Genomic DNA, 26,088 nt, shown 5'->3' on the forward strand with positions numbered 1-26,088 from the left:
TATTTCTACGGTACCGGGCTGAGCAGTGGCGCCGGGCGTGAGAAGCAACCAGTAGAGAAAAAAAAGGAGGAGGTTTTTCAGCAAAACGTTTGGAGAGTAAAACGCGACCAACTACTTTTGTGCCACAATCAGCAAAATAAGACGCGTTTTGCGTGCAAAGTAACTGATTCTGTAGCTCAGCTGGTAGAGCAATACACTTTTAATGTATGGGTCCTGGGTTCGAATCCCAGCGGGATCACCAAAGCCTTCTTCACAACTTGTGAGGAAGGCTTTTTTGTTGCCATTTTCTGACAAGGCTACATCTGGCGCTAGTAGCTGCGTAAGCACAACAGGTTGGCAGCGCAGGTAAAACCAATTTTACTTTCTCATCAAGGTGATTAGGTAAGCGCCCGAGCGGATAAGGTACCAGGCTGTTTACCTACACGGCCTGAATAGTTGATGCAAGCGTAACCGGAGCATAACCTGCAGGTCATAGCATCGGCCCATCTTTGCCAGCGGATAACTTCACTTGGTCGATATGGGCGCTTTAAGTATCCCTTCGCTAGTACGCCGCCTGGTGCGCGGCCTGGGCTACGGCCTGTTTCAGGTGGTGCTGGTGCTACTGTATCTGTTGCACCTGACCCGGGCCGTGGGGTCGCCGTTTCGGGCGGGCTTCCGGCCTTCCATCACGGCCCAGCCGCCGGTGCGGCCCTACTTGCTTCCCGGATGAGAAACACGCCTGCTAAGCGCCGCCGCGTAGATGTGGTGGTAGTGTCTGACGTGCACCTGGGTACCTACGGCTGCCACGCTGCCGAACTGCTGCGCTACCTTAAAAGTGTGAAGCCGCGGGTGCTGGTGCTCAACGGCGACATCGTCGATATCTGGCAGTTCAGCAAAAACTACTGGCCCGCCGCCCACATGCAGGTGGTGCGCCACCTGGCTGGCCTACTAGCCAAAGGCACCCGCATTCACTACCTCACCGGCAACCACGACGAGCTGTTGCGCCGCTTTGCCGGCACCCGACTCGGGGCCCTGCGCCTTGACAACAAGCTGGTGCTCGATTTGCCGCACGGCAAAACCTGGCTGTTTCACGGCGACGTATTCGACGTGACCATGCGCCATGCCCGCTGGCTGGCCCGCCTAGGTGCCCACGGCTACGATGCGCTGATTTTGCTTAACCGCCTCGTAAACTTCGTGCTGAGCCGTTTGGGCCGTCCTCGCGTGGCGTTGTCTAAAGCGGTGAAAGACCGGGTAAAAGGCGCCGTAAGCCTGATTGGCAGCTTCGAGCAAACCGCCGCCACGCTGGCCGCCGATGCCGGCTACCGCTACGTGGCCTGCGGCCACATTCACCAGCCCGCCCTCAAGCCCATAGCCACCGAGAATGGCGAGGTGACATACCTGAATTCCGGGGACTGGGTGGAAAACCTGACGGCACTCGAATACGATTCCGCTACCGGCTGGCAGCTCTACCACTACGCCCATGACCCGCGCATGCAGCAGCCGGCCACGCCCGATGCCGAAGAGCCCGAGGCCACCCCGGCGCAGCTGCTGGACAATCTGTTGGCCGAAATGCGGCAGCCCGCCGCCTCCTGAAGCCGTTTAACGCTGTTTGCTTTCGTTCATCCATCGACTTACGCTGCCCCTTTGCCTCGCATTCTCTACGCCATCCAGGGTACCGGCAACGGCCACCTGAGCCGTGCCCTCGATATTGTGCCGCTTCTGCAGCAGCGTGCCTCCCAGCTCGATGTGCTGGTGAGTGGCCGCGCGCCTTCCTTCGATTTGCCGTTTCCGGTGCGCTACTGGTGCCACGGTATGGGGTTCGTGTTCGGCAAAAAGGGGGGCGTCGACTTCCTGAAGACCTTCTGGCAGCTGAACTCCGCTTCTTTTCTGCGCGAAACGCGGCGCCTGCCAGTAAATGAATATGATCTGGTTATCAGTGACTTCGAGCCGGTGTCGGCGTGGGCGTGCCGGCTGCGGGAGCAGCCCTGCGTGGCCCTGAGCCACCAGAGCGCCGTGTTGCATCCGGCTGCGCCGGCCCCCTCTCAGGTGGATGTGCTTGGGCGCACGGTGCTGCGCCATTATGCGCCCACTACGGCCCAATACGGATTTCACTTCGCGGCTTATGCGCCGGGCATCTATACGCCCGTCATTCGGCGCCAGGTTCGGGAGCTGACGCCGGAAAATGACGGCCATTACACGGTGTATCTGCCTTCCTTCGACGAGCAAACGCTGGTGCGGCGGCTGCGCTACCTCAGCCGCACCGTGCGCTGGGAAGTGTTCAGCAAGCACAGCCAGCAGGCTTCCGAGCACGCCAACGTGCGCATTCTGCCCGTGAGTGGCGCGGCTTTCACCCACAGCCTGGCCCGCAGTGCCGGTGTGCTGTGCGGCGCCGGCTTCGAAACACCGGCCGAAGCGCTGTACCTGGGGAAAAAGCTGCTGGTGGTGCCCATGAAAAACCAGTACGAGCAGGCGTGCAATGCTGCCGCACTGGCTCAGTTGGGCGTGCCGGTTATCAAAAATCTGAAAGACAGGCAGCTGGATGCTTTAGACCACTGGCTGCAGCATGGCCAGCTGGTGCCGGTGCACTACCCGGATGATACAGCCGCGCTGCTGGACCGGGTTTTGCGCGAACAAACCACTTCTTCTCCGCGGCTCGTTTCCTGACGTTTGCTGTACTTACCGCATTGGGTTGCCCGCCGTGGGCGAGCCAGCGCCAGCCCTGCCTGCATGCCCGAATTGCCATCCGCTTTTTTCCCGCCGACCAGTCCGGCTTCTTATACCCGCACCGATTTTGGCTCATCGTTTCAGTGGGGCGTGGCGGCGGCGGCTTACCAAACGGAAGGCGCCTGGAACGTCGGCGGCAAAGGCCCCAGCATCTGGGACGACTTTGTACACCGCCGGCCCCGGTCGGTGCGGGGCCGCGCCACCGCCGATGTAGCCTGCGACTTCTACCACCGCTGGCCTGACGACCTTGACCTATTGCGCGCGCTGGGAATCCCAAACTTTCGGTTTTCGGTGGCCTGGTCGCGGATACTGCCGCAGGGGGTAGGAGCCGCCAGCAAAGCAGGGCTGGACTTCTACGACCGACTGGTGGATGGCTGCCTGGAGCGGGGCATCACGCCCTGGCCGACGCTCTACCACTGGGATTTGCCGCTGGCCCTGCAGCAGCGAGGCGGCTGGACCAACCGCTCAGTGGTCGGCTGGTTCACCGACTATGCCCAACTGGTAGCGGCCCGCCTCGGCGACCGGGTCCGGCATTGGATGGTGCTCAACGAGCCCATGGTATTTACCGGGGCCGGCCATTTGCTGGGGCTGCACGCGCCCGGCCGCCGCAACCTGGGGGCTTTTCTGGCAGCTGTGCATTATGCCGCGCTGGCACAGGCAGATGGCGGGCGGGCCCTGCGGGCCTGCCTGCCCGCGGCAGCGCAAATCGGCACCACGTTTTCCTGCTCCTACCTGACGCCCGCGCGGCCCGGCCTGCCCCGCGACGAAGCGGCCACCCGCCGCGCCGATGCGCTGCTCAACCGGCTGTTCGTGGAGCCCACGCTGGGGCTGGGCTATCCGGTGCATGATGCGCCCTTTCTGGCGCGGCTGGAGCGCTACCACCAGCCCGGCGACGAAGCCCGGCTGCCGTTTGCTTTCGACTTTTGGGGCGTGCAGAACTATACCCGCGAGGTGGTACGGTTTGCGCCCTATGTGCCGCTGGTGTGGGCCCGTTTGGTGGGGGCGGCCAGCCGCCGGGTGCCCTACACGGCAATGGGCTGGGAAGTATACCCCGAAAGCCTGTATCATATGCTGCGCCAGTTTGCCGCCTACCCCGACGCGCCGCCTTTGCTGGTCACTGAAAACGGGGCAGCGTTTCCGGATGCAATGCCGCAGGCCGGCCAGCTGCCCGACCCTGCCCGGCAGGCATTTCTGCAGGCCTGCGTAGGGCAAGTGCTGCGCGCGCGCCGCGAAGGAATACCCGTGGAAGGCTACTTCACTTGGTCGTTTACCGACAACTTCGAGTGGGCTGAGGGCTACGAGCCGCGCTTCGGGCTGGTACACGTCGATTATGCCACTCAGCAGCGTACGGTCAAGGATTCGGGGCGCTGGTATCAGCAGCTGCTGGCAGGTGTGCCGGTGGGCCACGCGCAGGCAGTGGGGGTGGCCTGCTAGGTTGCTGGTTCACAATTCAGTAATCGTCTGGTCATACTTGCCTAACAGGCGGCCTCTAGTTTTGGCCTTCACCTCTAGCCCATTGGTATGCGCCTACACTTCTACGTTTTTCCTGTGCTGGCTTGCCTAGCAGCCGCGCCTCACGCCACGCATGCGCAAACGCTGCCCACCATCACCCGCCCGGCTGCCACCACCGTGGTAGCGGAAAATGCCGGCTCAGTAAGTTTGACCTTCACGCTGCAGAACCCCAACACCAGCAGCAGCAGCGTGGAAGTGGCCGTGCAGGCCCTGAGCACGGCCAGCGCCGGTACCGACTACGTGCTGCCGGCCTTGCAAACCCTCACGTTTCCGGCCGGCACCACTTCCCAAACCATCACGGTGCCCCTCACCGACGACCAGCTGGCCGAAGAAACCGAGTACTTCGTGCTGCGCCTGCAAAACCCCACCAATGCCACGCTCACGGCCGGTGCTACCGATCTGCTGGTGTATGTGCGCGACAACGACACCCCGGCGCCAGCGCTGGCCCGCAGCCTTTCGCTTACGCTAAACCAAAGCTTCCAGACGGCCACGCCTTTCAGCGGCACCACCCAAATCAACTCTGCTGAAATTGCCGCCTACGACCCTTCTACGCGCCGCCTCTATGTGGCCAATTCCATCGGCGGGCGTCTCGATATTCTGAGCTTGTCGCCTTCGGCTGTGCTAAGCTCGGTGGCTTCCATCGATATCCGGACCTATGGCAACATCAACTCCGTGGCCGTGCGCAATGGCATTGTGGCCTGCGCCATAGAAGGTACCGACCCGCAGCAGAATGGCAAAGTGGTGTTTCTAAACCAGGACGGGGTCTTGCTGCAGCAGGTAGCCGTAGGCGCCATGCCCGACATGATAACCTTCACGCCGGATGGCCGCACGGTGCTCACGGCCAATGAAGGTGAGCCGAAAGCCGACTATTCGGTGGATCCGGAGGGCAGCGTCTCGCTGATTGATGTGAGTGGCGGCATACCCGGCCTGACGCAGGCGCAGGTAACCACGGTGGGCTTTACGTCCTTCAATGGGCAGGCTGCGCAGCTGCGCGGGCAGGGAATCCGCATTTATGGCGGCCTGGCAGCCGCGCCCGCTACCGTAGCGCAGGACCTGGAGCCCGAGTACATTGCCCTGAGCGCCGACTCGCGCACAGCCTACATCACGCTCCAGGAAAACAACGCCCTGGCGGTGCTCGACCTGCCTTCCCGGCAGATTACGGCGCTCCGTCCGCTCGGCACTTCTGACCACCGGCAAGCGGGCCGGGGCCTGGACGCCTCCGACCAGACGCCGGAAGTGCTGGTAGCCAACTGGCCCATCAAAGGTTTGCGGTTGCCCGATGCCATTGCCTCCTTTGAAGCGGCCGGCACGCCCTATCTGCTGACGGCCAACGAAGGCGACGCCCGCGACTACACCGGCTTCAGTGAGCAGGTTCGGCTGGGCACTACCAGCACCACCGCGCCCTACGTGCTCGACCCAACCGTATTTCCCAACGCAGCTTTGCTGAAAAACAACGCCGTGCTCGGCCGCCTCAACGTCACCAACCGCCTCGGCGACACCGACGGCGACGGTGATTTCGACGAAATCTACGCGTATGGTGGCCGCTCATTCAGCATCTACCAAGCCAACACCGGCGCGCTGGTGCACGACAGCGGCAACCTGCTGGAACGCCTGACCAGCACCGATGGCACCTATGGCGCCATCTTCAATGCCAGCAACAGCTTTGGTGAGGCACCTACCCGCAAAAACCGCTCAGACGACAAAGGGCCCGAGCCGGAAGGCGTTACGACCGGCCGAGTGGGCAACACGCTCTATGGGTTTGTGACCCTGGAACGGGTTGGCGGAGTGGCCGTTGTCAACCTCACCGACCCTGCCAACCCTGCCCTGGAAGCCTACGCCAACAACCGCGGCCTGACGGCGGGCACCGGCGACCTGGGCCCCGAAGGCATCCTGTTTGTTTCGGCCGCCGACAGCCCCAGCGGACAGCCGTTGGTGCTGCTGGCCAATGAAGTCAGCAGCAGTATTTCGGTGTACCGGCTGGCGCCTTCTGTGCCGGCGTCCACTAGGGGTGGGGCAGTGGCGGCAGCCGCGCTGTACAGCTACCCAAACCCCAGCCGCGGCAGCGCCACGCACCTCAGCCGGCCAATAACGGGCACTTTATTCGACCTGGCCGGGCGAGCCGTGCAGCAGCTGCGTAGCACCGATGTGCTGCCTACTGCCGGGCTGGCACCTGGCCTGTACCTGCTCCGGGCTACCGACGGGGGTACCGCGCGCATTGCTGTCGAGTAGGCTACGTTTGCGCGCAGCCTGCCATGCGTGGTAGCTACGCCAGATACCAACAAAAAAGCCCTCGGTTATCGTTAACCGAGGGCTTTTTTTGTTGGTTGGAAGCTTAGTCTAGGATGTAGCGCAAGCCAATCTGGGCGCGCCAGCGGCTATCCAGGTTGGTGTTGTTGATGAAGGTCTGCTGGCCGCCCCGGAACTGGTATACCGGCGTATTGGGCGCCGTGGGCAGGTAGCTGGTTTCAATGAAACGATTGTTGGCAAACACGCGGCGCACACCCCAGTCCGAGCTGATCAGGTTGCCCAGGTTCTGAATGTCGAAGCTCAGCTGGAAGGTGTGTTTATTGTCACCCGCCATCAAAGAGAAATCCTGCAGCAGCTTGGCGTCCAGCTGCGTGTACCAAGGGCTGATGGCCCCGTTGCGAGCCGTGTAGTTGCCCCGGCGCTCCGAGAGATACTCGTCCTGGCGGATGTAGGCATCCAACTGCTCCCACTGCTGTGCGGCCGTCACCAGCACGTTGCCCTGCGCATCCCGAATGTCCGTCAGGTTGATTTGCTCACGGGTGGCCGGTACGTACAGCAGGTCGTTGCCGGGGATACCGTCGCGGTTAAGGTCGCCGGCGTAGGTGTAGGAGAAGCGGTTGCCTTGGGCGGCTTCAAAGAAGAAGCTCAGCGTGGTGGCCATGCGCTTGTTGGCGTATTCAAACCGCTTGCCGGCGGCCCCAATCACGCGGTGCTGCAAGCCGAAGTCGCTGAAGGCCAGCTGTGGGTCGTTGGCGTTGCCCACTACGGGGTTCCGCTGGTAGGCATCTGCCGCAATTTCGCCGGGGTTCGACGTCACGTCTTTGGCCTGCGAGTAGGTGTAGGCGGCCGTTACGTACAGGCCGTTGGTGAAGTCTTTTTTCAGTTGGCCGGTGAGGCTGTACTGGTAGCCGCGGTTGGTGTTTTCCAGCACAATCACGCCCGCATCCAGAAAGCTGAACTGCCCGTCGGGGCCAGTGAAGCCGGGCGTGATGCGCGGACCTGCCGCCGGGTAAATCAGGCGCGAATCGGCGCCGGCCAGCCGCTCGGTAGGCATCACGAAGTTGTAGTTGCGGTGAATGGCCGCGTTACGGTCTTTCGAGTAGATGCCTTCCAGCGTAGCCACAATGCCCAGCGGCAGCTCCTGGTCGATGGCCAGGTTGGAGCGCCACACCTGCGGGAACTTGAAGTCGCGGGCCGTGCCGTTGATCTGGAACGTGTAGCCGGGGTCGAACTGCGAGTTGGAGGCCTGGTTGCTGATCCACACGAACGGGATGCGGCCCGTGAAGATGCCCGTGCCGCCACGTAGCTGCGTGGTCAGCTCGCCGTTGTCAAGCGAGTAGTTGAAGCCCAGCCGCGGCGACCAGAGCGGCGTAGCTTTTGGGAATTCAGTGACGTCTACTTTGGCGGTCCGGCCCTCCGAGTCAAGCAGCGGCGCGTTCAGAATCTGGCTGTTTTGCGGCACATCGGTGTTGTAAATCGGCATGTCGGCGCGCACGCCCAGCGTCAGCTTGAAGTTGGGCGTCACGTTCCATTCGTCCTGAGCATACAGGCCCAGCTGCGCCACGTTCACGTCCACGGACTTGATTGGCCGGGTGGCGCCCGCTGCCGCAATGGCGTTCAGGTCCACAAAGTCAGGGTTCGAACGGTCCGTCACCTGGAAGAACCGGTTGATGTCCAGCCCGCCGAAGAACGGGTAGCCGTAGCGCTGCAGGTTGAAGGCATTCACGAAGTCGAACCGCTCGTAGGTGAGGCCGGCCGTCAGCACGTGGGCTCCCGCAAAGTAGCTCAGGTTGTCTGTGAACTGCGTGATGTTCTGGTTGAGTATGTTGTTGGCCGAAAACTGCTCGGTGCCCACGCTCACGTAGGTGGTGCCGTTCTTGGTGATGTCAAGCTGGGGAAACAGCTTGGCCTCAGGCAGGTCGCGGAAGTCGCGGAAGGCCGAAAAGCTAAGCTGCGCCTTGTTGCTGAGCCGCTCCCCGAAGCGCGAGTTCAGCTCGCCCACCACCGAGTTCAGGTTGTTGTTGATGGTGTAGCCCGAGTTGGAATACTGCAGCGTGTTCACGCCTTGCACCCGCGACGACGGAGCAATGGCAATGGGGTGGGGGCCCTGCTCGCGGTAGCTCTTGAGGTAGTTGTAGCGCAGCGAGAAGGTGTTTTTATCGTTGATGTTCCAGTCCAGCTTGGCCAGCAGCTTGTCGCTGTAGGTGCGGTAGGTGAAGTCCTGGAAAGAGCCGGGGTCGTAGCCGTACACGTCCCGCAGGCGCTGCTGAATGGCTAGCAGGTCGCTTTCCAGCACGCGGCTCACGCCATCGGCCTGGCCGTTGAGGGCGGCCTGCGCCTCGGCAGCATCGCGCGCCGGCCGAAACGTGAGGCCTGGGTCGTCGCGGCGCGTAATCTCGGCGTTGGTGAAAAAGAACAGCTTGTTCTGAATGATAGGGCCGCCCAGCGCAAAGCCAGTCTGGTTGAATTTCAGCTCGGGGTTGCGCACCGTCACGTCGCCTACTTTGTCGCCAATCAGCTTCTCGTTACGCAAAAACGTGTACACTGTGCCCTTAAAGGAGTTGGTGCCACTCTTGGTTACGGCATTCACGCCAGCACCCGTAAAGCCGCCCTGGCGCACATCGTACGGGGCCAGACTTACCTCCAATTGCTCGATGGCATCCAGCGAAACTGGCTGCGAGTTGGTCTGGCCGCCTGGCGTGGGCGCATCCAGTCCGAACGAGTTGTTGAAAATAGAGCCGTCGAGCGAGAAGTTGTTGTAGAGCGTGTTGCGCCCGCCAAAGCTCAGGCCGCTGCTTTGGGGCGTGAGGCGCGTGAAGTCTTCCTGCGAGCGGCTGATGGTGGGCAGCGTGCGGATGGCGGTGTTGTTGATGTTAGTGGAGGCGCCCGTACGGTCCTTGTTGATCTGGCCGTCACGGTTGCCTTGCACCAGCACCTCACCCAGGGCCTGCGTGCCGTCAGTGAGCTTTACATTGCTTTCAAACGTCTTGCCCAGCACCAGTTGAATCCCCGAAGCCGTGTAGGTCTGGGAACCCACAAACGACACTTTCAATTCGTAGGGGCCGCCGATGCGCATGTTGAGCAGGTCGTACTGGCCATTGTCGCGGGTGGCGGTGCCATAGGTGGTACCCGAGGGCAGGTGAGTGGCTACCACAGTAGCGCCCGGCAGCGGCTCGCCTTTGCTGTCTTGCACCACCCCTTTCATGGCGGAGGTGGTAACCCCCTGGGCCAGCGCGAGGCTGCCGTTCAGGAAAATGCTGCTCGTGAAAAGCACAAAGCCGAGCAGTAAAAACAGTAAAATTCTGTTTTTCATAAGTAGAGCTTTTTTATTTATCCGGAGCGTGTCCCCAGACTTTCACGACAAAGCTAGGTTACCAAATCATGAAGTAGGCTTGCATAACAATTTGATAACAATTAGGAAACATATATTCAAGGTGCTGATATTAAGATAATTAATAAATATGTAATTAGCTATGTGTTTGACAGTCATCGGCTAGTGCTATGATTATAAATGCAGCTAATTGCCCTGCTTTTTTGCTGGCCTAAGTCACAAGTCATGCATAGAATAAATAAAATAATTTCAATAAGTTGGCACTTCTTCCGCTGACTGTGCCTGCACTATCAGTATAAAACCAGCTGAGTTGGCAATTAGCCTCAAGGCAGTGGTTGCTGACTGAGTGATGGAAAGCGAATAACTTCTGGCAGTCATTGGCTACTGTTCTGCTACGCCTATACTCTGTGCAGCAAGGCAAACCCACCCGCCGGTGGTGAGTTTTCCACGGTGGAAAACTCACCACCGGCGGGTGGGTTTGAAAAGGGTGTTTTCAGCTGATTGTGAAGCCGCTTACGCCAGGTCCAAGCCTTAGCGGGGGAAGTACACGGTGAAGGTGGACCCCTGACCGACAGTGCTCTGAACTGCAATTCGGCCCCCGGCGTTTTCCACCATGCGCTTTATCATATATAACCCCACTCCTGTGCCTTCCACATGAGTATGCAGGCGCTGAAACATGACAAACAGTTTTCCTTCGCCCTGCTCCAGGTCGATGCCTAAGCCATTGTCCTGTACTTCCAGCACTGCGTAGGCGCCTTCCGTGCGGCTCCGCACCTGCACCTGCGGAGTACGGTTGGGGTGCGCAAACTTGAGGGCGTTGCTGAGCAGGTTATATACCACGCTCCGCAGGTTTTTCTCGGAAAAGGTGAGCGTAGGCGTGGCCTGCACGTCTACGTCGAGGTGGCCACCGGTTTGCTGGAGCAGGGGCGCCAAATCCTGGCGCACATCTTCAAGCACGGCGGCCAGCGCCACCTGTCCCACAGGCTGGTCATGCTCTTTCTGCAGCTTGGACACGTCGGTCAGTTGGTCGATGGTTTTTTTGAAGCGCTCCACCGAGTCCTGCATCAGGTGCAGAATGTAGGCTACTTCCCCGGCCGGACTCTGCGGCGGCAGCTCTTCCTGCAGCGTCTGCAGCAACCCCTCAATGTTGGAAATTGGCGCTTTTAAGTCGTGGGAGGCCGTATAAATGAACGTGTCCAGATCCACGTTGATGCGCGTGAGCTGCTCGTTGGTTTGCGTGAGTTCGGTGATGTCGATAGCCGAGCCCACGTAGCCGTACAGCTCCCCGTTGGGGTAGTAGCTGGGTGCACCCTGGGCCAGCAGCCAGCGGTATTGCCCGTCGTGGCGCAGAAAGCGGTGTTTGAGTTCGTAAAGCGCCCCGGTCTGAATAGCTTGCTCCAGTGTGCGCTGGGCCGCATCCAGCTCCTCAGGGTGCATGAAGGCCGACCAGCCAGCGTCCAGATATTCGTCCTGGCTCAGCCCCACAAAGTCCAGGAAGGCCCGGTTGACGTAGCGGATGGTGGTGTCCGGGTTGACGGCCCACACGTGGTTGGGCGCCGCGTCGGCCATGATACGAAACCGGGCTTCGCTTTCCCGCAGTGCAGCCAGTGTGCGCTGCTGCTCGGTGATGTCGCGGGCTACAGCCAGCAAGTACGGTTCCTCGCCCACCTGCAGCGCACCCACGCTCACCTCCACCGGGTACACGTAGCCGTCTTGGCGCCGGTGCAGGGTTTCAAACTGCGGAACAGATTCATGTTGCGCCTGGGCGAAGAGCTCGGCGAAGGCTGATGCCTGGTAGAGGACGTCTACATCCGGCACGCGCAGCTGCGCGGCTTCTTCGGCGGTGTAGCCCCAGACTTCCAGTGCCCGGGCGTTGAGGTAGGCAAAGCTGCTGTCGGCGCGCATAAGAATCAGCGCGTCGCGGGCCTGGTCGGCCATGAACTGGTAGCGCTTGAGGGCTTCGCGGCTTTCTTCGGCGCGCTGGCGGGCCACCACCTGCTCAGTAACTTCAAAGGCAAATACAAGCACCCCGTCTACGCAGCCCTGCTCGTCGCGGCGGGCCTGCTGAATGTAGTTGAAGTAGCGGTTTTCCAGCACCCCGTCGCCAGGGCGGGCCAGCGGAATAAGAATCGCCGCTTCCTCATGGGTGACGCCCGTTTCGAATACCTGGCGAAACGTGCGGGCAACTGTATGGTCTGCTATTTCCGGCAACGCCTCCACAATAGGCCGGCCCAGCAAGCGCCGGTCGGGAAACAGCGCCTGGTAGCTGGGGTTTACCAGTTCGTACACCAGCTCAGGGCCCGAGAGGATGCAGATGGCCGCCGGAGCTTCCATAAACAGGCGCTGCAGCTGCTCGCGCTCAGCCTCGCGCTGCCGTCGCGCTTCCACCTGCTCGGTCACGTCGTAGGCATAGATGGACACGCCCACAACGGTGCCCGCTTCGCGGTAAGCCTGATAGGTGAAGTTGAAGTACAACGGGCGCGCCGGCTGGCCCGGGGCCGGGGGCGGCGTGAAGGCCAGCTCGGTGCCGAAAAACGTTTCGCCGGTGTGATACACCTGGTCGAGTAGGATTGCGAAGCCCTGGGCAGAAAGCTCGGGAGCCGCATCGGCCAAGTCGAGGCCCACCATCTGACGACCAGGGAAAAAGGCCTGGTAAGCCGGGTTGATGTACTCGTAGCGGTGGGCCGGCCCACGCAGCAGCGCCACTGCCGCCGCAGTTTGCTCGTACACCTGATAAAACGCTTCACGTTGCTGGGCCTGGCGCCGGGCGGCATCCAGCAGCTGGGTCTGCAGGGCCTGGGCCTGGTGGCGGGCCAGCACCTGTTCGGTTACTTCTATGCCCACCGGCATTAGGCCGGTCACGTGGCCCTGCCGGTCGCGTAAGGGCTGGTAGGTGAACGTAAAATACCCCTGCTCGGGCCGCCCGCTGGTGGCCCGGTCTATGGTGCAGGGTATTTCCTCGACGTGGTAAGGCTCGCCGGTAGTCAGTACTTGGGTGAAAATTTCCTCCAGCCCCTGGCCTGCAATGTCGGGCAAGGCCTCAAACAGCGGCCGGCCAAGCACCGGAGCTACGGGGTGGCCCCAAAGTAAGCCCTGCTCGGCATTGGCCAGCTCCACCACGAAGCTGGGGCCGCGGAAAATGGCAATGGAAACAGGGGCCTGCTCGAACACGCGCTGTAAGTCGCCCCGCTGAGCCTCGGCCTCGGCACGGGCCGCCAATGCCTCGGCCGTGCGCTCCAGTATCCGGGCTTCCAGCTCCTGGTTGAGCTGCTGCACCTGCTGGCGGGCCCGTACCTGCTCGGTTACGTCGTAGGAAAAATTCAGGACACCATTTATCCGGCCTTCGGCATCGCGCAGGGCCAGAAAGAAGAAGTTGTAGTACACCTGCTCCAGTTTGCCGGTGCGGGTAAAGTCGGCCTGCACAGGCACCTCAGTTGCGCTGAATGGCTCGCCGGTCTGATACACCTGGTCGAGCACATCGAGGATGCCGTGGCTGGCCAGCTCAGGCCACACTGCCCGAATGGGCTTGCCCAGAAGGTCGCGCCCCGGGGCCAGCCGCTGGTAATCGGGATTGACCAGAGTAAAGATTTGGTCGGGGCCCTCATGTACGGCCACGTGGGCAGGCAGCTGCATAAGCAGGTCGTAGAAGCGCTGGCGCTGCTTGTCGGCCTCGGCACGGGCCATTTTTTCCGCCGCCTGACTTTCGCGTAGGGCCACTTCCACCGGCGAGCGGGGTTGGTCGGCGGTGTCAGTGAAGCTCACCAGCAGGCCGGCACCGGAGCGGCGCGCGGCCAGGCGGTAGTAGTTGTCGTAGCCGTCGGCCTGGTAGTTGACGTTGTACTCGCGCGGCTCCCCACTCACATAGGCCTCCACGTGAAACTGAAACGTGCCGTGGGCGATGCTGTGAGGCCACTGCTGGTTGTGCGTTACGGTGGGCACTTCGGGCATGTGCATCATGCGCTGGGCCGTAGGATTCAGGTATTCAAACGTGAAGTCTACAATGTCGCCCGAGCCGCCCGGATCATACACGGGGGTGTAGAGAATAACACCGGTGAGGGAGACGGCCAGCAGGTCCAGCAGCAGCGTATCGGATGGGGCAACGGCCGTGAGCAGCCCTAAAGTATCAGGCATGTAGCAAGGGATATAGCAGGCAGTAAGCTCTACATGTGCAAGGGGCTGATAGTTACGCGGCCGGTAATGCCGGCACAGCAGAAGCTTCGGCGCGTACCACAGCAAACAGTTCTTTCTTGAAAACTTCCTTGAAAACGTATGGCACCCGCGCCAGCTGCGGTAGCTCGCCCACCGTGCTGGTGGCCGGCCTGCGCTTGCGCGTGCCGGCCACTTCCAGCAGCCCGCCGCGGGTGCCAGGGTGGTGCACCCGCGGCGGGCTGGTCAGCGGCTTGGTGAAGGCAACGATAGAAGTGCGCGCATTCAGCATTGCGAAAAAATCAAAAAAGCACAAAATAAAGTGCCTAATGTAAGCAGTTTACACTGCACTTTTCTGCGGCAGCCGGCTCAGTTGCCCGCCATTGGCTTTGTTCTGGTTGTGAGAGTAAAGCGCCATCTTTTTTGTTGCCGGTTGCCGGCACCCAGAAACGAGGCTTCATTGGTCTTCTCCTGATGAGGGGCGCACTCAGGCGGGAAACCTCAGCCCAATCTGCAGCACTCGCATAGCACAGGGGCAGGGTGGGAGCTCACTTGGTTTCATAGCGCCCGTATGTTCTTGTAGGCTAATAGCGAGGCAGCGCGATGCGTGCGGTAGTAAGTTTACCGGGTAGCCGTTTCCCTGAACGCCCTGGTGGGCACTGCCAAGCGGCAGCGGCTGGTAGATGCGGCTGGCTGCCCCAGCCTTGGATTTGCTCTGCGCAGCCCGCCCGAGGTGGGTACCACGTTTACCGTAATCTTGCCGGTGCCAATGCAAGCACTAGCATACGCTGCCGCTACGGCCGGGGCAAGGTTGAGGGTATTGACTTGCTTCTGCGTTGCTGAACTTCCTGTCCTGCTTAAACCTTCCTGGCGTATACAGCTTGTCTGCTGCTACCAAGTCCTCTCTACATGCTTACACTCTTCAGCGTGCTGCTGGTCGATGACGACCCCGCCACCAACCACCTCAACGAGCTTCTACTCAAACAGCTGGACGTAGCCGATCAGTACCTTTCTGCCATCGACGGTGTGGAAGCCTTTGCCGTCCTTAAACAGCTCGCCGCATAATCCGGCTGCTGGGCTTGCTCCTAACCGCAAGTAGGCGGTTGGCCCGGTTGCGGTAGCGCAAGTATCTGATGCCGGCCCTATCCCCGGAAAACAACTTACCACCCCGCCGTATGAAGCAAGGACTCTAACGTCCGCGCTCCAATGGTGCGGGCCTGCTTTCGTCTGCTCATGGTTTCTGGCCTACCACCTACTTCCCCCGCGTACTCGTTTCCCGACGGCGTCCTTCAAACGCTCCTGGCCGTTTCGCTCACTGGCGTTAACCTGCTGCGCCCGCTGTACAGCCCTGATAATCCGGATGGTGCCACCATCGTCGATTTTCGTATCGACTACCTCAATCCGGCGGCCCAGCGCATTACCGGCCTGCCCGAGCAGCCAGGCATCAACGCCCTGACTACCTTTCCCAGCATTGCCACCAACGGGGTATTCGATTTTTACTGCCGCACCTTCGCAAGCGGTGCAGCAGACACCTTTGCGGTCAATTACCAGTCCGACGGCCTTGATAACTACTTCCGCCTTAGCGCCCAGCGCCACGGCGACCTGTTGGTGGTGAGCCTTACTGATACAGCCGACCAGCCCCGCGGCCCCGTAGAAATGGCGCTACGCGAGGCTCATGCCCGCACCGAACAGCAGCGGGCGCAGCTCGAAGGGCTATTTATGCAGGCCCCCGCTGCTTTGTGCCGGCTCGATGGTCCGGAGTTGGTTTTTGCGTTGGTCAACCCGGTGTATCAACAGCTTTTCCCTGGCCGGCAACTGCTTGGCCTGCCCTTGCTTGCTGCTTTGCCCGAGTTAGCGGAGCATGCTGTGCGGGATATTCTGCAGCAAGTGTATCAAAGCGGCCAGACCCACGTCGACCAAGGCGTGCACTTTTCCCTGGCGCGCACTACCGGCGGCCCACTGACGGACTACTATTTTAACTACATTTTTCAGCCCAGCCTTGCCGCAGACGGACAAGCCCGCGGTGTGCTCGTCTATGCCTTCGACGTGACGCCGGAAACTCTCGCCAGCCAGCAGCTGCACCGCCTCAACCAAGACCTCGAAGGGCAAGTGAAAGAGCGCACCACTGCTGCACTCACCTTCCAGGCCGACGTGCTGGCCGCTGCCCAGCGCCAAGTGCGCGAGCGGCAGGCCTTCCGCGACGTATTCGAGCAGACGCCGGCCCTGATTGCCTTGCTACGCTCCCCTCAACACCGGTTTGAGTATGTCAATCCGGCTTATCAACACCTATTTGCCGGCCGACAGCTCGTAGGCCGCGAATTAACTGAAGCTGTGCCTGAACTGCGCCTGCTGGGTTTCGTGGCCATTCTGGACCATGTATACCGCACAGGCGAAACCTATTTCGGTGAGGAAGTGCCCTTTGCGCCGGCGGGCCAGGAAGCTCAGCCTCACTACTACAATTTCACCTATCAAGCCTACCAGGAAGAAGGCGAAATTGCCGGCATTTCCATCTTCGCCTACGATGTGACTGCGCAGGTGGGCGCCCGCCAGGAGCGCGAGGCCCAGCGCGAGCAGCTACAGGCCGTATTCGCGCAGGCACCGGTGGCAGTGTGCGTGTTCCGGGGCGAAAATTCGGTGCTCGATGTTGTTAACCCGCCCATGGCCACGATGCTGGGCCACGCCCTCTCAGCCTTGGTAGGGCAGCCTTTTTTTGAGGTGCTGCCCGAGTTGCGTAGCCAGGGCTTACCCGAACTGCTGGCGGAGGTGTGGCGCACTGGTAAGCCGTTTGTGGCCCAGGAACAGGAAATTCAGCTGGCCCACCACCGCCCCAACGAGCCCGGCTACTACAATTTTGTCTACCAGCCGCTACTCGATCCACAGGGTCAGGTGACGGGCATTGTGTGCGTGGCCACCGATGTAAGCGCGCAGGTGGAGGCCCGGCGGCTGGTGGAGGCCCGGGGAGAATCGTTTCGTCTGATGGCCGACAACGCCCCAGCCATGCTCTGGGTAACCGACCCGGCCGGCTACTGCACCTACCTCAATCAGCAGTGGTATGACTTCACTGGCCAGACCGAGGCGGAAGCGCTGGGCATGGGCTGGACACTGGCTGTACATCCTCATGATGCGGCGGCCGCCGGGGCCGCGTTTCTGGATGCCAACGCCCGCCGCGTCCCGTTCGATTTTCTTTTTCGCCTGCGCCGCCACGATGGCCACTACCGCTGGGCCATCGACCGGGGCCTGCCACGCTTTGGGCCTGACGGGGAGTTCGAGGGCATTGTGGGCACGGTTGTGGATGTACACGAGCAAAAGCTGGCCGAACTGGCCCTGCAAAAGCTGACCAAAAAGCTGCGCGTGTCCCGCGACCATGCCGAAAGCCTTAACGCCGAACTGCAAACCAGCAACCGGCAACTGGTACGTACCAACGTGGACCTGGACAATTTCATCTACACTGCCTCGCACGACCTTAAGGCACCCATTTCCAACCTTGAGGGGTTGCTGCACCTGCTGCACGCCGAACTGCCCGCGCCGGCTGCCCAGGATGCTAATGTGGCACCTGTGTTCACACGTCTTTTCGATTCGGTGGAGCGGTTCAAGCGCACCATCGACCACTTAACCGAGGTGTCTAAGCTACAAAAGGAGCACGCCCCTGCCGCCGACCTGGTTGACTTGGCCGCCGTAGTGGAAGACGTCCGCCAGGACCTGCGGCCTCTGCTACTGGAAACCGGCGCCCAGTTGATAATCGACGTAGCCGCTACGCCGCCTGTTTTATTTGCCGAAAAAAACCTGCGTTCCGTGGTGTACAACCTGCTCAGCAACGCCCTCAAGTACCACTCGCCCGACCGCACGCTCCACATTGAGGTGCGGGCCCGCACGCAGGCCGGTTACACCATACTCGAAGTGCACGACAACGGCCTGGGCATTGCCCCCGACCAAGTGCCGCGCCTGTTCACCATGTTTCAGCGCTTTCACGACCATGTAGAGGGCACTGGCATTGGCCTGTACATGATTAAGCGGATGGTTGAAAATGCCGGCGGCCGCATCGAGGCCCGTAGCCAGCTCGGAACCGGCACCACTTTTTTCGTGCATCTGCCTCACGCAGCACCTGCTGCTGCGTAAGCCTGTAATCCACCCTTTATAACGTACCCGATAGATGGCTGTTATTCCCTGCACTCTGCTCGTCGACGACGATGATACCACCAACTTCCTCAATCAGCGCCTGTTCGAGCGTATGGCCGTCACTGATACGGTGCTGGTAGCCGGCAATGGCCAGGAGGCACTGGACTTGCTGAATACGCACTGCCAGGCAGATACCTCGCCTACCTGCCCGAGCCTGATTTTGCTGGACATGAAAATGCCCCTGATGAATGGCTTCGAGTTCCTGCAGGCGTTTGTCCGGCGTCCTCCACGCCCAAACCTGCCGGTAGTAGTCATCATGCTCACCACGTCGCTTAACCCCGATGACGTAGCCCGGATGCAAAGCCTACCTATTGCCGGCTACCTCACCAAGCCCCTGACCACCGAAAAAATTGCGCAGATCCTACAGGAGCATTTCAATATGCCTGCACCAGCTGCCAGCTAGCCACCGCTGTTCAGTATTCAGGCCCTGCGAACCACCGCAAGATGCTTCGTCCTGAGAAAAGGCGCGGTGTTTAGCACTGAAATTTTGCTGCCACCAAAGAAGTGCTTGTCTTTCGGGCCTGCCTGGGCTACCTGGCTGGCAGATAGAGCACACTCTGCGCAAAGCCTGCTTTGTGAGAAGCAGTAAGGCGGCCTACCAAAACAGGAACCTTTTCAGGCGCTTTCTGTTGTTTCGGCATGTCTGACTCTCCCAAACGCCCTCGGGTGCGCAAACCCGCCGAACCACTAACGCAGCCGTTGTCCTCCGCCGAATACCGGGAAGCGCTGCAGGCCCGCGAAACCGGAAAAACCGTCATGTATCAGATTGATGCGTGGGGCCACGTGGAAACCCGCTTTGTACGACCACAAAACGTTGCAGCCTGGCAAGCCAAGGGCTTCTTTATCCGTTAAGCGTACCGCTGTCTTCACCTTCTGAAAGCCCTATACCGGGGCTTTTTTTTGTTTGCACAGTCACTCGTAGAAATTGCGCATGCGGCGCATGGAAGTAAGTACCACCCAATCGCCGAGGCGAGGCAAGTACGCGTGTACAATGGCAATCAGCCAGCCCAGCGCTGAAATAACGGTGCGCTGCCGCCGCTTCCGAATATGCTGGACGATGATAGCCGCCACCTCGGCCTGGGTTTTCTGCCAGCGGGGCGGCCGGTGAGCAATAGCAACTGGCTGGCCCTGCGCATCGAGCACGCGCTTGTCGTTGTCGTTTTGGGTGAAGCCGATGTGCACCACCCCAAAATGCACGCCGGTATCGGCCAGCTCCAGGCGCAGCGTGTGGGCCAGGTTGGTGAGGGCAGCTTTGCCGGCACAGTAGGCCGAGCCACTGGGCATGCCGTTCAGCGCAGAAATAGACGAAATAAACGTGACGCTGCCCCGCGCCGCCAGCAGGTGCGGTAAAGCGGCTTTCAGCGGAAACACCGCGCCGTACACGTTGCTGTCGAGCACCTGCCGGAACACGTCGGGTTGCATGTCGGCGAAGTAGGCGCGCTGCGAGATGCTGGCGTTGGCCACCAGAATATCGAGCCTGCCAAACTCACGCAGGGCCGTAGCCACTAAGGCTTCGCAGGCAGCGTAATCCGTAACGTCGGCCACGCAGGCAGCTACCGAATAGCCAGCAGCGGCCAACTGCTGGCGCGTGTTTTCCAGGCGCTCCGGCTGGCGGCCGTTGAGCACTACGGCGGCGCCGGCCGCACACAGTACCCGCGCGGTTTCGCGCCCAATTCCCGATTCCGAGCCCGTGACAATAGCCACTCGGCCCGCAAACTGCCCGGTGCGTGACAATGGGCGTGGCAGCTGCGGCAGCGCGGCAGCAGACGGCAGATCAGCAGCGCTTAGGTTGGCCGGTGGAGGGTGGTGGTCAAACATACTGATGGGCTTTAAACCACGTGAAGGCCTCTGCAGCAGCCTGCTCGATGGGGGTTTGCAGCAAGCCAAGTTCCTGGCGAGCCTTCCATACACTGAAGTAATGGCCATCGTTGGCCACGGCCGCCATAGCCGAATTGAGTTGACCTGGCCGGCGCGTAATGCGAGCCTGCATTTCGGCAAACGCCCCGTACAGGCGCGTCAGCCCGCCCGGAATGGGCCAGCGCGGTGGCGCCACGCCCAGCACGCCCGCCAGCCTGCCGAAGGCGTCGTGGTAGCTTAGGTTTTCGTTGCCAAGAATATAGGATTCGCCCACGCAGCCCTGCGTGAGGGCATTAATGGTGGCGTCGGCCACGTCCTGCACGTGTACGTAGTTTTTGCCACCCGGCGGGTAGCCAGGCACGCGGCCGCGGTACAGCTCCAGCAGCAGGGCGTTGGAAGTAGGCCGGCTGTCTTGCGGCCCCAGCATAAAAGTGGGGTGTACCAGCACTGCCGGCAGCTGCCACTCGGCCACGGCCCGCAGCACTCGGTCGGTGGCGGCGCGCTTGCTGTCCATGTAGTCGAGGCCGTAGCGGGTGCCAGCGTAGGGGCGGGTTTCGTCGCCGGGGTCGGCCAGTGTCCCGAAGCCGAAAACATTGGCCGTGCCCACATACACGAAGCGCGCCACGCCGGCCTGTCGGGCCAGCTCCAGCATAGCAGCAGTGCCACCGTCGTTCACGGCCCACACGGCGGGGTTGCGGGCCGGGTTTACTTGGGCCAGCGCTGCGGCGTGTACGATGGCCGCGCAGCCGTCGGCGGCGCCGGCCAGGGTAGCAGGCTGGGTGAGGTCGGCGTAGCGGTAGTCCACGGCCCAGGCGGCTGGGAAGGGCGGCGGCGTGCCGGGTCGCACCAGCGCCCGCACCGGCACGCCACGCCGCTGCAGCTCGGCTACCAGATGACGGCCCAAAAACCCATTAGCCCCGGTTACAAGAACAGGCCGCGGCATCAGCGGTGGTTGATCATGGCCTTGTACGTGCGTTCAATCCGAGTGGGTGACACCTTCAGAAAGTACAGTGAAAACGCCGCCAGATTGGCCAGCTGTACGCGCAGCCAGCTGTTGTGCTCATACTTGCGGGCCGACACTACCACATCCTGCGGCACAATCAGAAAGCGCGCCACCCGCCGAATGCGCTGGATAATGTCGAAGTCCTCCATCACCACAAAATGCTCCCGGAAGCCGCCCAGCTGCTCGAACAACGAGCGGGTAATAAACAGTGTCTGGTCGCCGCCCCGGCTCATGATGCCCTTGAACCGGGTGCCGTAGCTGTTGAAGCGCAGCAGCGGGTGGTTGGAGTCGAACCGAAACCGGTAGCAGCCGGCCGGGTAGCCCTCGGCTACAGCCCGCTTAATGGTTGCTGCATAGTCGGGGTGAATCCGAACGTCGGCGTGCACAAAGTAGAAGATGTCGCCGGTGGCGTGAGCGGCGCCGTGGTTCATCTGGGCAGCGCGGCCGGGGCGGGGTGCCAGCAGCACCGTAGCGCCAGCCTGCCGGGCCAGCTCGGCAGTACCATCGGAGCTGTGCGCATCGGCTACCAGGATTTCCACGGCTTCGGCTGAGGTATGCTGGCGCAGCTCCTGCACGAGCCGGCCAATGTTGGCGGCCTCGTTATAAGTGGGAATGATAATGCTGATGGTCATGGGAAAGCGGCGGGCCGGAGGCGTAAAGTTGTGCGTTTTTTTTAGGGTTGGATGAAGTGATTTTCAACCTGCATACCCTATCGGAGTTAAAACGCCTCACCAACGGTCAGATAGAAGCCGCTCGACTCTTTTCCCAGGCCATAATCGAGGCGCAGGTTGAGATGGTCGCGGCGGTTGAGGGTGAAGCGCAGGCCGGCCCCGTACGCGCCCTTGGGCTGGCGCAGCCGCAGGCCGTCGTCGGTGTTGCCCAGCGCCCCCACCGACCCGAACGCCACGGCCCCCAGCCGCCGATACACGGCCAGGCGCAACTCGGTTTGCAGCAGGGCAGCGTGCTGGTCGCGAAAGCGGCCTTCGTAGTAGCCCCGCATCCGGCGCGTGCCGCCCAGCAACGACAGCGCATTAAACGGCGCCGTGCCGGCCGTGAAGCTGGCGAAGTAGTTCAGGGCCAGCACGGCCCGCCGGTTCAGGCTATGGTACGACGACACATCGGCGGAGTAGCGGCTGAAGTGCGTGGTGCCTAGCGGGCCGGAGTTGTCGACGCGGTTGCGGAGCATGGTGGTCAGGTCGGCTACCACGCCTTTGGTGGGATAAAACAGGTTGTCGCGCGAGTCAAAGAATACGCCTAGGCCGCCGCCGCGCAGGCGGCTGCCCAGGCCGCCCGGCACCGTGCCGCTGGCCAACTGCCCACCGGCTTCGGTGGTGGTCACGTCGTAATTTTCCAGCTGATAGCGCAGCCCGGCGTAGAGCTTGCCGGCTGTCAGGGCCGGTATCACGCGCCGAAATGCATTGAGCCGCACCCGCGGAAAGTTGACGCCGTACAGCTCGCGCGGCACGGCCTGTTCGCCCACACCGTAGAAAAAGTAGTTGTAGCGGTAGTAGCCGGCCTCGCCGTAGGCATAGTACGTGTTGTGCTGGTAGAACACCTGAAACGGCACGTACAGCAGCAGCTGCCGGTTTTGGGTGTAGGCCGCGCCCAGCGTAAACTGCGACGGCCGGGCATCGGCGAAGGCGGAATCCTGGCGGAAGCGCCCAGTGAACACCAGCGCGGCGCCGTAGGCCAGCCGGGTTTCCGGCGTGTAGTACACAAGCGGCAGCGGCAGCACCGACAAACGGCGGATGCTGTCGGGCGGTGGTGCCGCCAGCGCCGCCACGCCCAGCAGCACAGAGGTCAGGAGCATGAGTGAAGCAGAGATGAACTAGCCGTACGTAGGCCGCCAAGCGTTGAGTTTGCGCCTGGCCAAATCTTTTTCCGACCAGTAGCTCGTATATGCCACCCAACCCGCTTCTTTTCCATGAAACCATCTTCCTTACCTGCCCGCGTCACGCTGGCATTCAGCCTGGCCCTGGGCGCGGCCACTATTGCGCCGCTGGCTACCGTGGCCGCGCCGCTGTTGGCGCCCGCCGCCGCTGCCCCAGATCATTCGGGCTTCGATAAGCTGCTCAAAAAGCACGTCAACAGCAAAGGGCAGGTGAACTACAAAGGCTTTAAAGCTGACCAGAAAGAGTTCAACCAGTATCTGACGCTGCTAAGCAAGAACGCCCCAACGGCCGCCTGGAGCAAGCAGGAGCAGATGGCGTACTGGATCAACGCCTACAACGCCTACACCATCCGCCTGATCTTGGACCACTACCCGGTGCAAAGCATCAAGGACATCGGCTCGAAAATCAAGATTCCGTTCGTGACCACGCCTTGGGCGGCCAAGTTTTTCAGCATCGGAGGCAAGAAGATGAGCCTCGACGAAATCGAGCACGGCAACTTGCGCAAAAACTACAACGACCCGCGCATTCACTTTGCGCTGGTGTGCGCCTCGGTTTCGTGCCCCAGCCTTCGCAACGAGGCCTATACCGCCGCTAAGCTCGACAGCCAGCTCGACGACCAGGGCCGGGACTTCCTCGGCAACCCGGCCAAAAACAAGATCAGCAAGAGCAGCGCCCAGCTTTCCAAGTACTTCGACTGGTATAAAGGCGACTGGAACGAGAATGGCCAGTCGGTGGTGAAGTGGGTGAACAAGTACGCCCCGACCAAGCTCGATGCCAACGCCAAAATCGACTTCCTGGACTACAACTGGAACCTAAATGAGCAGTAAGCCAAAGTGCAGCCAGCGGTTTAGCTGCGCCGCATGAACGGGCGGAGCTACTGGCTGGGGCTGACCTGGGTGCTGTGGCTGCTGGCTGGTCCAGTGCTAGCGCAGGTGCCCGCCGCCCGACCCGCGCCGCTGGAAACGCGCCGTTATGCCATTGAGGTAGCCGGTGTGCGTGTAGGCACCATGACGGCTACACGCACGCCGCAAACTGCAAGCGCCGATGCCGTGTATACGCTGACGAGTGATGTGAAAGTGAATTTTCTGGTCTACAACCTGAAGATCTATTACCAAGTGGTGAACCGCGTACGCAACGGCCGGCTGCTGCTCTCCACGGTGGAAGCGCACACCAACCAAGGTGACTTTGCCTCCCGCACCGAGTGGAAAGGTGACCATTACGACATCGTGGCCGACCAATACAAGCACCACTACCGCGCCACTGAAAAGCAGCCGATTACCTATACCGTCACGGACATGTTTTTCGGGGAGCCACAAAACCAGACCCGTGCTTTCGCGGAGTATTTCGGTGACTTTTTCGGAGTGCAGCGCACGGCCCGCGGCCGGTACAAAGCCGAACGTGACGGCCGCGAAGACGAATATCAATACGTGAATGGCGAGCTAGTCATGCTCATCAAAAAGAACCCGCTGAAGAACTTCATCATCCGGCTGCTGCCGTGATACGGCAGTGCGGGGCCACGCATAGTGGCTCGGCAGAATCCTCAAAAAAAAGCCCGACTGAAACGCTCCAGCCGGGCTTTTTTGGCAGCAATACATCCTACAGTAGGTAGGGCATAAGCAGCTTCCGCAATGCCCAGAGGCTCCAGACGATGACCATCAAACCTACGCCCACGAACATCCAGCGCACGGGCAGGCGGCCAGCCAGGCGGGCAGCCAATGGCGAGGCCGCTACCCCGCCGATAATGAGGCCCAGGATAATCTGCCAATGCGAAATGCCGATGGTGGCGAAGAACGTGACGGCGCTGGCAAATGTGACAAAAAACTCGGTGACGCTCACCGAGCCAATCACGTACTGTGGCGTGCGGCCCCCGGCAATGAGCGTGCTGGTCACCAGCGGCCCCCAGCCGCCCCCGCCGAACGAATCGAGGAAGCCGCCAGCCGCGGCCAGCACGCCCAGCTTCTTGTGCTTTTTGCGCGGGCCAGGCTTGCTGAACGCCTTGCTGATGATGCGCACGCCCAGCAGCAGCAGATACACGGCCAGCAGCGGCTTGACGTAGCTGCCGTATTTCTCGCCGAAGGTGGACAGCAGATACGCCCCCGTAATGGCCCCCAGCACCCCCGGAATCAGCAGCACCTTAAACAGACGCTTGTTCACGTTGCCGAAACGGTAGTGGTGGTAGCCGGAGGCGCCGCTGGCAAACATTTCGGCGGTGTGAATGCTGGCACTCACGGCGGCCGGGGCAATGTTCAGACTCATCAAACTAATGGCCGTGACTACGCCGTAGCCCATGCCCAGCAGCCCATCAATCAGTTGCGCGCCGAAGCCGATGGCCACGAACAGCCAGAACGTCTCAGCGTTGGAGGCCGCCGTCCAGACCTGCGTCCAGGTGAAGTAGTAGCTCAGGATATTAAACACCAACATGCCTGCAAATGACACCAGCGCCAGTGTAGCAATGCGCCGCCACCGCGCCGCCGCCGGCGACTCGTAGGCCGGTCCGCCGGTCAGCTCGGCCGTCACGGCGTTCAGGGATTTTACCTTGTGGGCGAAGTCGCCACCGACTTTCTCCCGGATCTGGGCCATGCGCTGGAGCACATCGTGCAGCTCGTCGGGGAGGGTGTGGGTGAGCATTTCGCGCAGGCGCTTGGCAATGGTGGGCGACTTGCCGTTGGTGCTGATGGCAATTTTCAGGTCGCCCTTTTGCACGATGGAGCCTAGGTAAAAGTCGCAGGCGGCGGGCGTGTCGGCTACGTTGCAGAGCAGGCGCTGGCGCGTAGCGTCGGCCTTGATCTGCAGGTTGAGGGCCTTATCGTCGGTAGCCACAATCACCAGGTCGTGGCCGACGAGGTGGGTGGGGTCGTAGGGCTGCTCGCGCAGCTGCACGGCGGGGTGCTGGCCGGCCAGCACCCGCAGCTCGGGCCTGAACCAGGTGGCCACCACCGTAATGGCCGCGTTGGGGCTGTTGGCCAGCATGGCCGAGAGCTTCTCATGGCCCACGGCCCCGCCGCCTACCAGCAGCACGTGCAGCTGCTCCAGCTTCAGAAACACCGGAAACAGCCGGTTGCCATCGGGCACCGCGGGCGGCGGCTCAGGCTGGGGCAGGGCGTTGGTGGAAAGGGACATGGTTGGTGATGGTTGGGGTCGGATACAGGAAGGAAGTTGGCCGTCATGCTGAGCTTGCCGAAGCATCTCTACCGCTTCGTTGCAATGGTAATTCAACGAAG

General features: G+C 61.3%; 19 protein-coding genes and 1 tRNA gene. 12 read left to right on the forward strand and 8 right to left on the reverse strand.

Annotated elements, in window-relative coordinates:
- Positions 1-165 precede the first annotated feature (165 nt).
- From H8B14_RS09815 to H8B14_RS09840, 6 genes are all read left to right on the forward strand, one after another.
- Positions 166-241: transfer RNA gene (locus H8B14_RS09815), tRNA-Lys, on the forward strand.
- Positions 242-517: 276 nt separating this feature from the next.
- Positions 518-709, forward strand: coding sequence for a hypothetical protein (locus tag H8B14_RS09820; protein WP_187315461.1), 192 nt, complete (start codon positions 518-520; stop codon positions 707-709).
- Positions 706-1,572 (forward strand): UDP-2,3-diacylglucosamine diphosphatase, encoded by an 867-nt coding sequence (locus tag H8B14_RS09825; RefSeq protein ID WP_187315462.1) that lies wholly within the window; start codon positions 706-708, stop codon positions 1,570-1,572. Before H8B14_RS09820 ends, H8B14_RS09825 begins: the two co-directional genes overlap by 4 nt.
- Before the next feature lie 51 nt (positions 1,573-1,623).
- Positions 1,624-2,643, forward strand: coding sequence for a glycosyltransferase family protein (locus H8B14_RS09830; protein ID WP_187315463.1), 1,020 nt, complete (start codon positions 1,624-1,626; stop codon positions 2,641-2,643).
- 63 nt (positions 2,644-2,706) lie between these two features.
- Positions 2,707-4,137 carry a GH1 family beta-glucosidase gene (locus tag H8B14_RS09835; RefSeq protein ID WP_187315464.1) on the forward strand — a complete coding sequence of 477 codons (1,431 nt, stop codon included), beginning with the start codon at positions 2,707-2,709 and terminating at the stop codon, positions 4,135-4,137.
- Between the two features lie 87 nt (positions 4,138-4,224).
- A complete protein-coding gene (locus H8B14_RS09840) occupies positions 4,225-6,444 on the forward strand; it encodes a choice-of-anchor I family protein (RefSeq protein WP_187315465.1) in 2,220 nt (739 codons plus the stop codon).
- A gap of 103 nt (positions 6,445-6,547) precedes the next feature.
- Here H8B14_RS09840 and H8B14_RS09845 read toward each other — a convergent pair whose 3' ends face one another.
- From H8B14_RS09845 to H8B14_RS09855, 3 genes are all read right to left on the reverse strand, one after another.
- Positions 6,548-9,775, reverse strand: coding sequence for a TonB-dependent receptor (locus H8B14_RS09845; RefSeq protein ID WP_187315466.1), 3,228 nt, complete (start codon positions 9,773-9,775; stop codon positions 6,548-6,550).
- Positions 9,776-10,324: 549 nt separating this feature from the next.
- Positions 10,325-13,924 carry a PAS domain-containing protein gene (locus tag H8B14_RS09850; RefSeq protein WP_187315467.1) on the reverse strand — a complete coding sequence of 1,200 codons (3,600 nt, stop codon included), beginning with the start codon at positions 13,922-13,924 and terminating at the stop codon, positions 10,325-10,327.
- Positions 13,925-13,976: 52 nt separating this feature from the next.
- Positions 13,977-14,231 (reverse strand): hypothetical protein, encoded by a 255-nt coding sequence (locus H8B14_RS09855; RefSeq protein ID WP_187315468.1) that lies wholly within the window; start codon positions 14,229-14,231, stop codon positions 13,977-13,979.
- Between the two features lie 617 nt (positions 14,232-14,848).
- Here H8B14_RS09855 and H8B14_RS09860 point away from each other — a divergent pair.
- From H8B14_RS09860 to H8B14_RS09875, 4 genes are all read left to right on the forward strand, one after another.
- Positions 14,849-15,004: a response regulator gene (locus H8B14_RS09860; protein WP_187315469.1), complete on the forward strand. Its 156-nt coding sequence runs from the start codon at positions 14,849-14,851 to the stop codon at positions 15,002-15,004.
- Positions 15,005-15,172: 168 nt separating this feature from the next.
- Complete coding sequence (locus H8B14_RS09865) at positions 15,173-18,055, forward strand: PAS domain-containing sensor histidine kinase (RefSeq protein WP_187315470.1); 2,883 nt, start codon at positions 15,173-15,175, stop codon at positions 18,053-18,055.
- 34 nt (positions 18,056-18,089) lie between these two features.
- Positions 18,090-18,518, forward strand: a complete 429-nt coding sequence (locus H8B14_RS09870; protein WP_187315471.1) for a response regulator — start codon at positions 18,090-18,092, stop codon at positions 18,516-18,518.
- A gap of 236 nt (positions 18,519-18,754) precedes the next feature.
- On the forward strand, positions 18,755-18,967 hold the full coding sequence (locus H8B14_RS09875) for a hypothetical protein (RefSeq protein ID WP_187315472.1): 213 nt from the start codon (positions 18,755-18,757) through the stop codon (positions 18,965-18,967).
- Between the two features lie 60 nt (positions 18,968-19,027).
- Here the strand turns inward: H8B14_RS09875 and H8B14_RS09880 are convergent, their stop codons facing one another.
- From H8B14_RS09880 to H8B14_RS09895, 4 genes are all read right to left on the reverse strand, one after another.
- Positions 19,028-19,933 (reverse strand): SDR family oxidoreductase, encoded by a 906-nt coding sequence (locus tag H8B14_RS09880; protein ID WP_187315473.1) that lies wholly within the window; start codon positions 19,931-19,933, stop codon positions 19,028-19,030.
- Positions 19,926-20,915 carry an NAD-dependent epimerase/dehydratase family protein gene (locus tag H8B14_RS09885; protein WP_187315474.1) on the reverse strand — a complete coding sequence of 330 codons (990 nt, stop codon included), beginning with the start codon at positions 20,913-20,915 and terminating at the stop codon, positions 19,926-19,928. Before H8B14_RS09885 ends, H8B14_RS09880 begins: the two co-directional genes overlap by 8 nt.
- On the reverse strand, positions 20,915-21,607 hold the full coding sequence (locus H8B14_RS09890; protein WP_187315475.1) for a TIGR04283 family arsenosugar biosynthesis glycosyltransferase: 693 nt from the start codon (positions 21,605-21,607) through the stop codon (positions 20,915-20,917). Before H8B14_RS09890 ends, H8B14_RS09885 begins: the two co-directional genes overlap by 1 nt.
- A gap of 86 nt (positions 21,608-21,693) precedes the next feature.
- Positions 21,694-22,785, reverse strand: coding sequence for a BamA/TamA family outer membrane protein (locus tag H8B14_RS09895; RefSeq protein WP_187315476.1), 1,092 nt, complete (start codon positions 22,783-22,785; stop codon positions 21,694-21,696).
- A 114-nt stretch (positions 22,786-22,899) separates the two neighbouring features.
- Here H8B14_RS09895 and H8B14_RS09900 point away from each other — a divergent pair, with 114 nt between their 5' ends.
- Together H8B14_RS09900 and H8B14_RS09905 are read left to right on the forward strand one after the other, a co-directional pair.
- A complete protein-coding gene (locus H8B14_RS09900; protein WP_187315477.1) occupies positions 22,900-23,694 on the forward strand; it encodes a DUF547 domain-containing protein in 795 nt (264 codons plus the stop codon).
- Between the two features lie 33 nt (positions 23,695-23,727).
- Complete coding sequence (locus tag H8B14_RS09905; RefSeq protein WP_187315478.1) at positions 23,728-24,366, forward strand: DUF6134 family protein; 639 nt, start codon at positions 23,728-23,730, stop codon at positions 24,364-24,366.
- 97 nt (positions 24,367-24,463) lie between these two features.
- Here H8B14_RS09905 and H8B14_RS21320 read toward each other — a convergent pair whose 3' ends face one another.
- On the reverse strand, positions 24,464-25,987 hold the full coding sequence (locus H8B14_RS21320; protein WP_187315479.1) for a TSUP family transporter: 1,524 nt from the start codon (positions 25,985-25,987) through the stop codon (positions 24,464-24,466).
- Positions 25,988-26,088: the final 101 nt, after the last annotated feature.

It is taken from the genome of Hymenobacter puniceus (genome assembly GCF_014333525.1).
In the GTDB taxonomy this organism is placed as follows: Bacteria; Bacteroidota; Bacteroidia; order Cytophagales; family Hymenobacteraceae; genus Hymenobacter.

Coding starts and splice junctions, on each gene's coding strand:
- H8B14_RS09890 (WP_187315475.1), bottom strand. CDS start 21,607: ATGACCATCAGCATTATCATTCCCACTTATAACGAGGCCGCCAACATT.
- H8B14_RS09895 (WP_187315476.1), bottom strand. CDS start 22,785: ATGCTCCTGACCTCTGTGCTGCTGGGCGTGGCGGCGCTGGCGGCACCA.
- H8B14_RS09835 (WP_187315464.1), top strand. CDS start 2,707: ATGCCCGAATTGCCATCCGCTTTTTTCCCGCCGACCAGTCCGGCTTCT.
- H8B14_RS09860 (WP_187315469.1), top strand. CDS start 14,849: ATGCTTACACTCTTCAGCGTGCTGCTGGTCGATGACGACCCCGCCACC.
- H8B14_RS09905 (WP_187315478.1), top strand. CDS start 23,728: ATGAACGGGCGGAGCTACTGGCTGGGGCTGACCTGGGTGCTGTGGCTG.
- H8B14_RS09855 (WP_187315468.1), bottom strand. CDS start 14,231: ATGCTGAATGCGCGCACTTCTATCGTTGCCTTCACCAAGCCGCTGACC.
- H8B14_RS09870 (WP_187315471.1), top strand. CDS start 18,090: ATGGCTGTTATTCCCTGCACTCTGCTCGTCGACGACGATGATACCACC.
- H8B14_RS09840 (WP_187315465.1), top strand. CDS start 4,225: ATGCGCCTACACTTCTACGTTTTTCCTGTGCTGGCTTGCCTAGCAGCC.
- H8B14_RS09880 (WP_187315473.1), bottom strand. CDS start 19,933: ATGTTTGACCACCACCCTCCACCGGCCAACCTAAGCGCTGCTGATCTG.
- H8B14_RS09825 (WP_187315462.1), top strand. CDS start 706: ATGAGAAACACGCCTGCTAAGCGCCGCCGCGTAGATGTGGTGGTAGTG.
- H8B14_RS09885 (WP_187315474.1), bottom strand. CDS start 20,915: ATGCCGCGGCCTGTTCTTGTAACCGGGGCTAATGGGTTTTTGGGCCGT.
- H8B14_RS09820 (WP_187315461.1), top strand. CDS start 518: ATGGGCGCTTTAAGTATCCCTTCGCTAGTACGCCGCCTGGTGCGCGGC.
- H8B14_RS09850 (WP_187315467.1), bottom strand. CDS start 13,924: ATGCCTGATACTTTAGGGCTGCTCACGGCCGTTGCCCCATCCGATACG.
- H8B14_RS09865 (WP_187315470.1), top strand. CDS start 15,173: ATGGTTTCTGGCCTACCACCTACTTCCCCCGCGTACTCGTTTCCCGAC.
- H8B14_RS09900 (WP_187315477.1), top strand. CDS start 22,900: ATGAAACCATCTTCCTTACCTGCCCGCGTCACGCTGGCATTCAGCCTG.
- H8B14_RS09845 (WP_187315466.1), bottom strand. CDS start 9,775: ATGAAAAACAGAATTTTACTGTTTTTACTGCTCGGCTTTGTGCTTTTC.
- H8B14_RS09875 (WP_187315472.1), top strand. CDS start 18,755: ATGTCTGACTCTCCCAAACGCCCTCGGGTGCGCAAACCCGCCGAACCA.
- H8B14_RS21320 (WP_187315479.1), bottom strand. CDS start 25,987: ATGTCCCTTTCCACCAACGCCCTGCCCCAGCCTGAGCCGCCGCCCGCG.